Source organism: Paenibacillus sp. sg306046, assembly GCF_059821225.1.
In genome coordinates, this window is sequence record NZ_JCAMRT010000052.1 from 1 (window position 1) to 12576 (window position 12576).

General features: G+C 51.0%; 11 protein-coding genes and 2 pseudogenes. 11 read left to right on the forward strand and 2 right to left on the reverse strand.

The window, feature by feature from the left end; all coding sequences use genetic code 11:
• Positions 1–765 precede the first annotated feature (765 nt).
• From AC6ROY_RS24940 to AC6ROY_RS24960, 5 genes are all read left to right on the forward strand, one after another.
• Positions 766–1704, forward strand: coding sequence for a ParB/RepB/Spo0J family partition protein (locus AC6ROY_RS24940; RefSeq protein ID WP_500103270.1), 939 nt, complete (start codon positions 766–768; stop codon positions 1702–1704).
• Between the two features lie 116 nt (positions 1705–1820).
• Positions 1821–2099 carry a helix-turn-helix domain-containing protein gene (locus AC6ROY_RS24945; RefSeq protein ID WP_500103271.1) on the forward strand — a complete coding sequence of 93 codons (279 nt, stop codon included), beginning with the start codon at positions 1821–1823 and terminating at the stop codon, positions 2097–2099.
• A gap of 214 nt (positions 2100–2313) precedes the next feature.
• On the forward strand, positions 2314–2652 hold the full coding sequence (locus tag AC6ROY_RS24950) for a TnpV protein (protein WP_500103272.1): 339 nt from the start codon (positions 2314–2316) through the stop codon (positions 2650–2652).
• A 335-nt stretch (positions 2653–2987) separates the two neighbouring features.
• Positions 2988–3347 (forward strand): plasmid mobilization protein, encoded by a 360-nt coding sequence (locus tag AC6ROY_RS24955; protein WP_500103273.1) that lies wholly within the window; start codon positions 2988–2990, stop codon positions 3345–3347.
• A gap of 6 nt (positions 3348–3353) precedes the next feature.
• Entirely contained in the window at positions 3354–4703 is a 1350-nt protein-coding gene (locus tag AC6ROY_RS24960; RefSeq protein ID WP_500103274.1) for a relaxase/mobilization nuclease domain-containing protein, read from the forward strand.
• A 195-nt stretch (positions 4704–4898) separates the two neighbouring features.
• Here AC6ROY_RS24960 and AC6ROY_RS24965 read toward each other — a convergent pair whose 3' ends face one another.
• Positions 4899–5258, reverse strand: coding sequence for a helix-turn-helix domain-containing protein (locus AC6ROY_RS24965; protein ID WP_500103275.1), 360 nt, complete (start codon positions 5256–5258; stop codon positions 4899–4901).
• Positions 5259–5696: 438 nt separating this feature from the next.
• On the reverse strand, positions 5697–6026 hold the full coding sequence (locus AC6ROY_RS24970) for a helix-turn-helix domain-containing protein (protein WP_500103276.1): 330 nt from the start codon (positions 6024–6026) through the stop codon (positions 5697–5699).
• 247 nt (positions 6027–6273) lie between these two features.
• Between AC6ROY_RS24970 and AC6ROY_RS24975 the strand changes: the two genes are divergently transcribed.
• The 6 genes and pseudogenes from AC6ROY_RS24975 to AC6ROY_RS25000 all read left to right on the forward strand — a co-directional run.
• Positions 6274–6462, forward strand: coding sequence for a Spo0E family sporulation regulatory protein-aspartic acid phosphatase (locus AC6ROY_RS24975; protein ID WP_500103277.1), 189 nt, complete (start codon positions 6274–6276; stop codon positions 6460–6462).
• Between the two features lie 592 nt (positions 6463–7054).
• The gene (locus tag AC6ROY_RS24980) at positions 7055–8698 is read left to right on the forward strand and encodes a recombinase family protein (RefSeq protein ID WP_500103278.1); all 1644 of its coding nucleotides are present in this window, start codon (positions 7055–7057) and stop codon (positions 8696–8698) included.
• A gap of 72 nt (positions 8699–8770) precedes the next feature.
• Positions 8771–9373, forward strand: coding sequence for a hypothetical protein (locus AC6ROY_RS24985; RefSeq protein ID WP_500103279.1), 603 nt, complete (start codon positions 8771–8773; stop codon positions 9371–9373).
• Positions 9374–9390: 17 nt separating this feature from the next.
• On the forward strand, positions 9391–9726 hold the full coding sequence (locus AC6ROY_RS24990) for a hypothetical protein (RefSeq protein ID WP_500103280.1): 336 nt from the start codon (positions 9391–9393) through the stop codon (positions 9724–9726).
• Between the two features lie 262 nt (positions 9727–9988).
• Positions 9989–11185: pseudogene (locus AC6ROY_RS24995) on the forward strand (IS256 family transposase).
• A 463-nt stretch (positions 11186–11648) separates the two neighbouring features.
• Positions 11649–12167: pseudogene (locus AC6ROY_RS25000) on the forward strand (IS1634 family transposase); the annotation flags it as partial.
• Positions 12168–12576 lie beyond the last annotated feature (409 nt).

The following is a 12576-nucleotide window of genomic DNA, read 5'->3' on the forward strand; positions in this document are numbered from 1 at the left end:
CGGTGCCCCATCGTTGGAGCTATGGGCTAGAGCATTAAGTTTACAACGTTATTTCAGGAGCGTTCTACTAGTGACGCACAGCACTTCACGTGTGCTGAAACATTTACGCTCCTATTCGTAGATGGAGCATAGCTGCTTCCACTTTTAACTCGACCCTCTGCTTTACCACTATCTGTGACACGGTTCTCCGCTTTTGTCAGTAGCGGCAAATTTTTAGTAGGTGCTCCACAGTCATCAATTCTTGCATACGGACTTGTACCTAATGGCCGTCGTCTTTGTTGTATATGTTGCTTTGTAATATGCTTTTCAAGCCTTCCTCGATTACATCTCCATAGTGATTCATTAAAAAAACGATCCGATACCCGATTTCCCCAAAAAAATGAAACGGCTTATAGAGGGACAAAAATCCCTCGCCACCGCTCATTGACAATCGAATACAAATTCATCCGGTCAATTCCCCATGTAGCCTCAAAGGAAAGCCAGTATGCCAGCGCGCCATGACCTGTATTGTTCTTGTCCGTTTCATCTTGCGGGGCAAACGGCGAGCGATCCCGCGAAGCATAACGAAATGGTGGTTCCATTTTCGGCGATGACCTGCATGGAGGGTTCAAGATACTTCCGCCCAGCCACAGCTTATCGCAATGGGGGCGGCCCGCAGCGATCCTGGGGGAGGCGTAGCATGCGCCTATGGAGACGGTCAACCACCGTCCGTCGGATGAAGCAGGATGACGAATCAGGACAAACAAAATCCAGGAGGTGCGAAAAGTGGCAGAAAAGGAACAGCGGCGCGCGGGCATCAAGCTGACAAGCGTGGATGATTTGTTTGTCACAGAGGAAGGCCGGCAAGAGGCGGCGCGGGAAAAGGTGCTGGAGCTTCCGCTTGCAGAGATCAGTGATTTTCAAGAGCATCCGTTCAAGGTGAAAACGGATGAAGCAATGCTGGAGATGGCCGACAGCGTCAAGCAATACGGAGTGCTGGTGCCTGTTCTTGTGCGACCCAAAGCGGATGGCGGCTATGAGATGGTGGCCGGGCATCGGCGGAAACGGGCAAGCGAATTGGCCGGAAAAGAGTCGATTCCTTGCCTTGTTCGCGAACTGGATCACGATCAGGCGATCATTATTATGATAGACAGCAACTTACAGCGAGAGTATGTAGCGCCAAGCGAGAAGGCATTCGCCTACAAAATGAAGTTGGAAGCGATGAAACGGCAGGCAGGAAGACCGGACAAAGATAATGTGTCCCAAGTTGGGACACAAAAACGCTCCGACCAGCTTCTGGCCGATCAGGTCGGAGAAAGCCGGAATCAGATTCAACGCTACATCCGCCTGACCGAGCTTATCCCCGCCATTCTCGATATGGTGGATCAAAAACAGATGGCATTCAGTCCAGCGGTTGAAATTTCGTATTTGTCGGAACTGGAGCAAACGGCTTTGCTGGAAAAAATGCAAGCTGAGGATCGCACCCCCTCGCTGGCACAGGCGCAACGCATGAAAAAGCTCAGCCAATCGGGCAATTTGACCGTGGAAGTGATCGCCGTGATCATGGAGGAAGAAAAATCGACACAGCAAGCCAAACTGGTCATTCCCCGAGAGCGGGTGAAAGGCTTTTTGCCGCAGGAAATTACCGAAAAGCAACTGGAGGAGCTGCTTGTGCAATTGTTGAAGGAGTGGTCTCGCAAGCGGAAAAGGGAGCATGAACGATAAATTCCCCAATCGTTGACCAGCCGGGAAAACATCCCCCTGACAAGCGCGACACGCTTACACAACGAGCCAAACTTGCCCGTATGCAGGCTGTTTGGACGCGCCGGAGACTACGAGAAATGGAGGACGAAATGAACGATTTGACTCGCTATCGACTGTTGGCCGGAATTGCACTGCCATCATCGGCCAAGCTTCTGTATAGCTATCTGCTGGATGTTGCGGGAGGACGAAACGGCACTGTGTGCCTTTCTTCCCGCCGACTTGCCATAGAGATGGGACTCTCGACTTCTGCGGTTCGCCGTCATTTGCGTCGTCTGGAGCAATGCGGCTTGATCCGTCTTGCATCCCGCTATTCGGCCGAAGGAGCGCGAATGACCAACAAAATCACGATGCTGTAGCGCTTTTCGGAACATGATGTTAGAAAGCCTGATCAAGAGGATTGTACCAATTCTACGGCAAAGGCGGCTCGAACGAAGAAATACCCGCTGGTCGGAATCCGCTCAGAAGCGGTTGCCGTATACCGATTCTCCGTCCCGCTCTTCCGCACCCTTGCAAGAGAGGAGCCCTCCGCGCACAATGGAAGTAGACTATGTGTAAAGGGGATGATTGCCTATGGAACTGACATACCGGACAGACGGGGATTATCTGCTGCCAAATTTGACTTCACAGGAAGCCCTCCCAATCGGGAAGTACGGAATGCTGCGAAAGACATTTCTGAAAACCGAACGAAAGGGTTCCTACGCCCATCTGATGTTGTCCGAGCAATTGAACTCGCATCTGGCGGAAGTTGACCGGGCAGCGCGGGAACAAGTGGAATGGACAATGGAGCGGTTGCTGAAACGATATCCTGCCCCGGATAAAGCCGCTCATCCCTTGGACTGGAAAAGCCATATGAACGGCCTAAAGCAACAAGCGGAGGAACTGGTGTTGGGTGAACTGGTCTACAGCTAAATAAGTATGGATGGAAAACGGAAGGCTGATGCCTTCCGTTTTCTCTGAATGAAGCCATTGATACATGGTCGTGCGATCGTGCGATTCCTATTCACTGGGATTAGGCGCGGATGCAGGTACCGCAGGACTACCCCTCTTTTTCCCGGCAGGTGCCTGAATGGCAATGTAGGACGCTGTCCGAAATTGCAGCAAGCACTGAATGAAGATATCTTTCATTCGCTTGTTAGGGGCTGCGCCCCTAAAACCCGACGAGTTGCGCAGCTGTACCGGTTGAGCAAGCACGATGGTTGGCTTTCTGTCGCCCGTCCGATGATACGAAAGGATGTGAAGCATATATGCCGAAAAGAACGATTTCGTTCCTCCTGCGATTAAATGAAGCGGAGCATATTCGCCTGATGAATGACGTTCGGCAAACCGGTCTGTCTCGAGAAGCCTATCTGCGTGCGCTAATCAGCGGCTACGTGCCGCGGCCGTTGCCGCCTGCGGAATATTACGCGGTGCTACGCGAGCTTCGCGCCATCGGCAATAATCTAAACCAGCTCGCGGCAAAGGCTCATGCAACAGGTCACCCGGACTGCGCCATCTTCCAGCGTGAAGCCGACGACTTGCGTAGCGCGATATGGCAGATACGGGAAGCTGTCACTGCGCCGGAGCCACGGAGCGGACTGCCGGTTCCTCTTCCCGGGATGGAATAGAGTGTCATGGCGACGACCGCGATATGGGATGTGAGCGACCGTTTAAAGCGCGTGTTGAATTATGCCATGAATCCGGACAAAACGGAGCAAGAGCACGTGGGAGCGGATGGGCTCCAGCAATCGCTGGCCTATGCCGCCTCTTCCGCCAAAACGCAGCGGCAGCTCTATGTGAGCGGCATCCACTGCGACCCCGTCACCGCGTATGAGGACATGCAGCAAACCAAACGGCAATTTCAGAAAACGGGCGGCATTGTCGCTTTTCATGGCTACCAATCCTTTGCGCCGGGGGAAACGACACCGGAGCTGGCGCATGCCATTGGCGTGAAGCTGGCGCAGACGCTTTGGGGAGATCGGTTTGAGGTCATCGTTGCCACTCATTTGGACAAGGATCATGTGCATAATCATTTCGTGCTGAATTCCGTCTCCTTCATGGATGGTAAGCGCTATTACGACAATAAGGCATCCTATGCGCGGATGCGGCAAGCCTCCGACCAGTTATGCCGGGAGCATGCCCTATCCGTCATTGAAGAGCCGAAACGTGGGCAGAGCAAGCATTATGGAGAATGGCGAGCCGATCAGGATAATCAGCCGACCTGGCGCGGTATCATTCGCGAGGATGTGGAGGACGCGTTAGCTGCGGCCAGAACGATGAGCCAGTTTTATACCGCATTGCAAGACAAAGGCTACAGCATTAAGGCACATGTCAAGCACATATCCATCCGCCCGCCAGGGAAAACGAGGTTTGTTCGCCTGCGCAGCTTGGGTGGGGCGTACACCGAGACCGCGATCAAACAACGAATTCTCGACCGGATCACAGCAAAGCGCCTGCCGCTACCGCGGCGCAAGCATGCGATACTCGTTCGTGGACAGCCTTCTGCCCGGTTTCGGAAGCTCACCGGTCTTCAAGCGTTGTACGTGCGGTATCTATACGTTTTGGGGCAATTGCCCCGCTCGCGTCCTTCCCCGCGGCGGACGTTATTTTTGTTGCGGGAAGACTTGCAGCATTTGTCACAGCTCGGCGAACAGACCAAGCTGCTTTGCCGACAGCGGATAACCAACCGGGAGCAGTTGGCGGATTACCAGCAGCAGTTGGCAGCCGAGGTGCTGCGCATCTCCAGCTACCGTAAGGTGATCTACAATCGGCTTCGCCGCTGCCAGCAGCCTGAGCAGATCGCGGCGTACCGGGAGCAGATCGCCGCCTATACCCGTCAACGAGCAGCGCTTCGAAAGGAGATCAAGCTTTGCGCGGGCATTCTGGCGCGCTCCGACGCGATCAGGGACAACCTGCGTAACCGTGAACCCGTTTCAGCACAACAGAAAGCGGAAAATAAACAGAAACGCGGGCGCTTACGGTAGGTAGCGTGTTCGTGCCACCCGGAAGGACAGCAACACGCCAATGCGGAAAAGCAAAAGGCTGTTGGGTCTGCGAGGGCAGGTAGCGGCAGCAAATGAAGCGAAGCTACGGCCTCTGGTTTGGAAGGGAGATATCCACTGAACAGGCCGAAAGCCGTCCTATGGGCGGCTTTCGACTTGCGATTTATGGGGGCAGCTTTACGAATCCGAATGCCGCCTCGTTGACAACTGAGGCTCCAGCAGCTCCTTCAAGATCCGATACGCCTGCTCCTGATGCGCCTCCGAATGCCGCAGCATCAAGATGGTACTATCCCATACCCATTTATGTTGTTTTAACGTCGACTCTTCCTCGTTTGCGAACATGTCATGCATGCTCAAGTTCAAGGCCACAGCGATTTTCTCAAGTGTACTGACGCGAATATCTTTTTCGCCACGCTCCAACTGCCCGATATACGAGGGCGTCATGCTGCTCCGCTCAGCCAGGTGTTCCTGCGTTAACCCTTGAGCCAGTCGATGCATGCGGATTTTGGCGCCAATCTGGGTAGAAAATGCGTCCATATCGTACCACAACCTCTCTATGAACAGAGTGTAGACGAATGGAAATGGAGGTTGGAGTCTATAGTTACGACTATTCGTTCATACAATTGTCTCTATTATTTTTGTGTGGTACAATTTCCCATGAGGAGACCGAAAGGAGAGGTGGGCTACGCACCAACATATCAAAATAGCGGTTCAGACGGTATTGTACGTCCATCAGAGTCGGCTGGGGCTTGCTGCGGAAGAATGGGAGTGGTTAGCGGATGAGGTCGTACGCTATTGGCGCGAGTTTCAACAGATTGATGCGGAAGTGATCGCAGCAACCACAATCCGCCCGCGAAGCCTGCAACAGCCACAGGCCTATGTATCAGCTACAAAACGGTCAGATGAACAGGAGACTGCGCCATCACCCGAGGCTGAATCCCCGTGCCAGCCTGCACCAAGCAGGCTCCCCGGGCATTACTTCGAGGATGGATAAAGACTTTGCAGCACGTTCAGGGCGATACGAAGCTCGGCTGGCTTTCGGTTGATGAGCAGGGCAATGATCTCCGCAAGCATGTCATTGTCCGGTTGCCCTACAAGGAGCATAGTGAACACATCCGTATCACAAGCTGATGCAATCCGATGCAGGGTGCGGGTTGTGACATTGCGTTCTCCGCGCTCAATCGCGCCAATGGTTGTGGAGCTAGTGCTAATTCGTTCGGCTAGCTGTTCTTGCGTCAATCCTTGACTGATCCGGCATTGTCGGACAAGTTGTCCGATGCGTGCCAATGTCGTCGTATAATTCATAACGTTCCTCCCTCGCCCACTGTCTACTAAAAGTGTAGGCAAGAAAGGGGCAAATGTGCAGATATATATATGATTGATAAATATAGTATAAACAATCATATATAATTGAATTCATCTTTTGAAATTGAAAAATAAATAGTAATCATTCTTATATGATGGATGAGGAGGCGAACCTGGTAGCTTGTTTAGCGCTTCGATGAGCAAGAAAAACCGGATGGCCACTGATCACGCTTGCGAAGGGAGCATCATGGCCATGATGGCAGCAGATGAACGCCATGAACTGCGGGAAAAGATCGAAACGGTACGCCGTGAATTGAATGAGCTGACATGGACGCTTGGGTTGCAGGAAGCGCAGGTGCTGGAGAAATCGCGAGAACTGGATCATCTTCTGAATGACTATCATCAAAAGCGAGGCTACTGCGATCGGAAGTTCTGAACCATCGGAGGCCGGATAACACGCCTGCTCCCTATCCCCTATAGCTAGAAACAAGCCGCTGTGTGACCGCATAGCGGTTCTTTGCTTTGGGCCTCACGATTTTGTCGGAATCATGGCGGGCTTCCTGCCCGATTTGGCCTGAAAAATGAAAAGGCTAGTAGAGGGCCATTTTACGGTTCTATACTAACATGGTTCCGGCGGGGAGGAATTCCGATGAAGCAGGGGAATGGATCACGTCATGTTCGCTTCCTGGATGATGATGTTGGGCAAAATTCATACGCAAGGTTGCCGGATTCCGGCAAGGAGCCGTCACGATGTATGCGCAGACGCGAGGTGCAGTTGGGACGCACCCGATATATGGTACAAAGCTACGACTGCCCGCAATCTACTTTTCATGAGCGAATCCGGCGGCTGATTTGGAGGGAATGGGAAGAGGAGCAAGCCGGTCGCTCATGAAGGTCTGAGGGGAAACCGCGCCTGCCATATGGCCTGTCCTGCCGCGTGACGTTGACGGACAGGCCGCACACTACTCCCGATTCGGAATATTTCGTATACTGAAATCAGCCGATTTGTTGCTGGGAAAGGACGGGGCATGAAAAAACAGCAAACGACTCGAACCGCGATCTATCGTCGCTTAAGCCGGGATGATGAGCAGAGCGGCGAGAGCATGAGCATTGAAAACCAACGAATTATGCTGGAACGGGTTGCAAAGGAAAATGGTTTTGATGTGGTGGAGGTTTACACAGACGACGGCTGGAGCGGCACCAACTTTGATCGCCCCGATTTTCAGCGGATGAAACGGGATATTGAGCTGGGCAAGATCGACATTGTACTGGTCAAGGACTTGAGTCGTTTGGGGCGCAATCAGATTGAAACGAGCCTGTGCATTCAAGTGTTTTTTCCCGAGCATAATGTTCGGTTTATTGCCGTCAGCGAAAACATCGATACCGCCAAAGGCGAAGATGATTTCATGGAGCTGCGCAATCTGTTCAATGAATGGTTCGTCCGCGATACGAGCCGCAAGGTCAAGAGCGGTTATCGCCAGCGAGCCTTGAACGGCGATTACACCGGAGCCTTTGCTCCCTACGGCTACCGCAAAGACGAGCAGAATAAGCATAAGCTGGTACCGGATGAGCAGACAGCCACCGTTGTGCAGCGCATCTTCCGCTTGGCGGTGGAAGGGTACAGTCCCTTTAAGATCGGCAGAGCGCTGCGGGCGGATCAAATCCTGACTCCCCGCGCCTATCTGGCCGAGCAGCACCAGCGTTATCTGAAGGTCGTCAACTTCAAGCATCCCTATGATTGGGGTGTTGCCACAATCAAGACGATTCTGCAAAACCGCGTCCATCTGGGGCATATGGTGAGCCACAAGGCAACGAAGCCGTCCTTCAAGAAAAAGCGCATCGTCGCTGTGCCGGAAGAGGAATGGATCGAGGTGCCGAACACGCACGAGCCGTTGATAGATGCAGATACCTTTGCCCTGGCGCAAAGAATGATTCGGGTGAGGAAACGCCCTACGAAGGATGGAGAGCATCAAATCTTTGCAGGACTGCTGAAATGCTCGACATGCGGCAAAGGGTTGTCCTTCTCTCGCGGCGGCAGCAGCAAGACCAACGGCGGCAAGGGCGGGCGCGGCAGCTTCGCCTGTAATCTGTCGCGTTCTCGCGGGACCACCTACTGCTCCTTTCATTACATCAGCTATGTCGATGTGTATGATATTTTGTTGACGGATATCCAGCAGCTTTCCCGCTTATCCCGAGAACAGGAAGAGACGCTTGTCGAGATGCTGTATACGATGAACCGGAACCAGCAAAAGGAGCAAGGTCGAGCGGCGGCGAAAGAGCGGGAGCAGTTAACGAAGCGAGAGCCTGAATTGCAAACCATTCTTCGGAAGCTGTATGAGGACAACGCCTTGGGGAAGGTATCTGATGAGCAATACGTGACGTTGTCGCGTGGATTTATGGAGGAACATGCCCGAATCAAGGAGCGCCTCAAAGGGCTGGATGCACAACGGAGCCAAACCGAACAGCGCCAGACGCATGTGGCATGCTTCTTGGATCGGGTTCGGAAATACACCGATATGAAGGAATTAACAAAACCGATCTTGAATGAACTGATCGATAAAGTCGTTGTATTCGATGCCGAGAAGGTGAACGGCAAGCGCGTACAGCGCGTGGATATTTACTACCGATCCATTGGATTGCTTTCGCAGACCAAATTACCTACTTTAGAATAGAAAACACCCTTAAGGTATACGGATCCGAGCGGACATTGTTCGTATAGTAGCGTGGAAGATTATGGGGATTGCGTGGTACAATTTGGCCAGATTATGGCTGATGATCTCGCTGATGCTGGAAGATTTTTATCTGATTTTGGAGAAGCAGCCCTGAACTATGGTGGTCCAAGTGTCGCAACTGGTGTAAAAACAGGAGCGGTATATGCTGCTCAAAACGGCAAGAGCGTCTGGACTGCAATTAAATCTACAGTTAAAGGTTGGATTGGGAAGGCTGATGAGGTAGTTGAGGAGGTGGGTAGCTCTGCAAAGATACCAAGAACAGGAGCAGAATGGAATGAATACTATACAAGCAAGTATGGAAACGAACAAGTAAATTGGATAACTGAGTTAAAATCTTATGATGATATTCTTAGTAACCCAAAAGCTTTATGGGGGAAATCGGCCGATGAAGTAGCAAAAACACTCGGGGATGGTTGGACAAAAGGTACATACGGCTCTTCGGGGAATGGGTGGAAGTTTTTGAACGGTGATAAATCAGTGTTCTACCATCCAGGAGGAGGAATACATGAAGGGTCATACATTGGATTCTCAAGTGGACAAACTGGTAAAGTCAAGGTAATAGGTCCTGATTACAAACCGTTAGCTAACGATAAAGCAATTATTATTCAAAAGTAGGAGGAAATAATTAATTCATGGAAAAAATTTCTGTAGAAAGACTTATGGAACTATATGTAGATACTATTGGTAGATGCGGAACTTTTTTACTGAATGAAGATGATGTGATAATTGCATACAACATTTTTGAAGAGTTTGATACAGGGGTTATTTCATTTTTGCATACTGACAACCTTCAGAAGCTTAACGCTGCTGGACTAATCACAAAGGAGACAATGTATAAAAGCTCTATTTTAAGAAATTTGGTTCTAGAATTACAAAAGGATGACAGTTGGAATGTTAATGCAGTTAGAAAATCATCAAAATGGAAGGGAGTTATGGAACTAGCTGATCAAATCAAGTTAGATTTATAGAGACTATCAAGTAAGTCCATACTGGACGAAACGGACTAATTTCGTGTATTTTTCAAAACAGCTGCAACAAGCGGAAAAAGGGGTACAGGAGGATATTGGCCTGATTGAACGAAGATTGTAGAGGGATGGACTGGAAGCGGGCTGCTTACCTATGAGGTGGGGGCGCAGCAGCTGGGAGTGTAAAATTAAAAATGGAACCTTTGAAAACGATCAAGATGGGACAACCTAAACCTATCAACAATCGAATTCGGAGGGAACAAAAATGACAACAAAATTTTGGACCAAACAGGATATCCGAGCGCTGGTGGAGGAGCATAAATTTCAATCCGTGGAGCACATCCAAGCAACCTTAAAAGACATGTTCAAGGACGTGCTGGAGGCCACGCTGAAAGCAGAGCTCGATACCCAGCTGGACTACGCACCCTACGACCAAAACAAGCAGACGAAGAATAGTCGAAACGGGTACGGCAAGAAAACAATCCACACGGAATATGGCGATATGGAGATCCAGGTGCCACGTGATCGATTGGGTGAATTTGAACCGGTGGTCATCAAAAAGAATCAAACCAACGTGACGGGCATGGAGGACCAAATCACCGCCTTATACGCCAAAGGCGTCAGTACGAGGGACATTCAGGATCACCTGCAAGGACTGTACGGGAGTGAGGTTTCACCTGCACTTATTTCTAATGTTACCAATAAGATCATGCCCCTAATCAAGGAATAGCATCATCGTCCTTTGCAGCCGATCTACGCCGTTGTGTTTCTGGACGCGATTCACTTTAAGGTGAAGCAGGACGGGGCGATTGTGAACAAAGCGGCCTACATGGTCATTGGTGTCGATTTGGATGGCAACAAGGACGTACTGGCATCTGGATTGGTGAAAACGAGTCGGCCAAGTTCTGGATGAGCGTGCTAAACGAGCTGAAAAACCGGGGCGTCCAAGATATTTTACTCGTGTGTGTGGATAACCTGACCGGCTTTGGTCAGGCGATCAGCGCCTGTTACCCAAAAACGGACATTCAGAAATGCATCGTCCATCAGATCCGCAACTCGGTTCGGTACGTGTCTTACAAGGATTTAAAGCCGATTTACAGAGCTGCAACAGAGGAAGCAGCCTTGCAGGAGCTGGAGCGTTTTGAAGAGACGTGGGGACAGAAATACCCACTCATCGTGAAGTCGTGGCGACAGAATTGGGACGAGCTCTCGACCTTCTTTATGTACCCGCCAGAGCTACGCAAAATGATCTACACGACGAACATGATCGAAGGGTATCATCGTCAGTTGCGCAAGGTGACAAAGGGAAAGACGATGTTCTCGACTGATGACGCCTTGCTGAAATGCTGTGTACCTGGCGACGATGGATGTGGTACGGAAATGGACAGGACGGGTGCAGAACTGGGGTCAGATTCTGCTGCAATTAACCGTATGTTATCCGGAGCGCGTCCAGGTGCGTTAAGCAGCTTGATGCGGAGGAGGCGGGTCTGGTAGGCTGATCGCCGGAGCGAAACAGGCCCTTTGGCCGCTTCGCCCATCGCGGGGGCACCGGACCCGCCAGAGGCTCCGGGTCAAGCTGCGGCTCCACCGTTTGCTAGATTTGTTTTCAAAGGTTACACTTTTTGATTGACAATCTCGGGCAGCTTTTTCATCGTTGGTTAAGCATGACGAAAAGTACGCCGACGGGCGGTCAGCGCACAAGCTTATTAGTTATCAGAGTAGGCACAAGTGATTTCAGTCAGTATGCTTTTGACCATGTCTATCTTTCGCATGTCCAGCGTGTTCAGAATGGCGATGACATCGTCAAGCGCCCGTTCTCGCTCGTCTGTAATCGGGTCATCAAAGTGAAACAATTCCTTGAGCTGTACATGAAGCGCTTCGGCAATTTTCATAAGATTTTCAAGGGACACATTCCGTTCGCCGCCTACGTGCTGCAAGCCACAATCGCAGCGGACGAAGTGCGGTTTCAGGAAGCTCGCCGGCGGGCTTCCCGCTTTGTGCTGGCCACCACCTTGCCGTCCGAATGGCGCGGTGAACGGATAGGTGGGACGGCGCTGCTCGGGTTGTATAAAGGGCAGATTCACATCGAAATGAATTTCTCTTTTTTGAAGGACCCCGTATATACGGATGAAATCTACTTGAAGAAGCCGGAGTGCGTGAAGGTACTGGGGTACTTGTTCTTGCTCGCGCTCACCGTCTACCGGGTGTTCCAGCGACGCATTCGCCAGCACATTACCGAGCAAAACCCGATCCATGGATCGGGCGGCCGGATCCTGCGCAAGCCGACGGCCGCCGCCATCTTTCAAATCTTCAGGTACCGGAAAGTCGTCGTGTTTCGCCTGACAGACGGGACCCGAGCCCGACAATTTGCCCGGCCCTTAAGTAAAGAGGAGAAGCGCGTGTTGACCTGTCTTGGTATGGATGAATCCGTCTATCTCGGCTAATCGAATCGACTTGCCTCAGCGATGGTTTTGTTCCTGAAACCATCGCTACACCTATTTAATGGCTGGTTTACCTCCAAAAATTCCAATCGTTATTTCATCCTCAGGGTGCGGAATGTGAGGATTACTCTGTAACTTTTAGGATAAACAAGGATGCGGGAACGATTTCTTACAGTGGGAAAAGAAACGAATTTCCTGCTTATGAAGCTTACTTTAATTATAATGGCTCGGGCTATATACCAGTTCTTCAACATATGCCCGAAGATAGTTTTCTTAGCCCAGGTGGTCTTTTAGATGTTATAGGCAATCAGGTTGTAAAGGACAGTGTGAACTTTAAATAGGAGCCATTCCTGTAATGAAGTAATTTGAGCTTTGAACGAAAAAAGCACCTCTTGTATACTGGGAAACGTTC

What these genes read in the sequence shown, in the direction of transcription:
- AC6ROY_RS24960 (WP_500103274.1), top strand. Translation starts at nt 3,354, where the DNA reads ATGGCGACGACCGCGATATGGGATGTGAGCGACCGTTTAAAGCGCGTG.
- AC6ROY_RS24945 (WP_500103271.1), top strand. Translation starts at nt 1,821, where the DNA reads ATGGAGGACGAAATGAACGATTTGACTCGCTATCGACTGTTGGCCGGA.
- AC6ROY_RS24980 (WP_500103278.1), top strand. Translation starts at nt 7,055, where the DNA reads ATGAAAAAACAGCAAACGACTCGAACCGCGATCTATCGTCGCTTAAGC.
- AC6ROY_RS24975 (WP_500103277.1), top strand. Translation starts at nt 6,274, where the DNA reads ATGGCCATGATGGCAGCAGATGAACGCCATGAACTGCGGGAAAAGATC.
- AC6ROY_RS24965 (WP_500103275.1), bottom strand. Translation starts at nt 5,258, where the DNA reads ATGGACGCATTTTCTACCCAGATTGGCGCCAAAATCCGCATGCATCGA.
- AC6ROY_RS24950 (WP_500103272.1), top strand. Translation starts at nt 2,314, where the DNA reads ATGGAACTGACATACCGGACAGACGGGGATTATCTGCTGCCAAATTTG.
- AC6ROY_RS24970 (WP_500103276.1), bottom strand. Translation starts at nt 6,026, where the DNA reads ATGAATTATACGACGACATTGGCACGCATCGGACAACTTGTCCGACAA.
- AC6ROY_RS24955 (WP_500103273.1), top strand. Translation starts at nt 2,988, where the DNA reads ATGCCGAAAAGAACGATTTCGTTCCTCCTGCGATTAAATGAAGCGGAG.
- AC6ROY_RS24990 (WP_500103280.1), top strand. Translation starts at nt 9,391, where the DNA reads ATGGAAAAAATTTCTGTAGAAAGACTTATGGAACTATATGTAGATACT.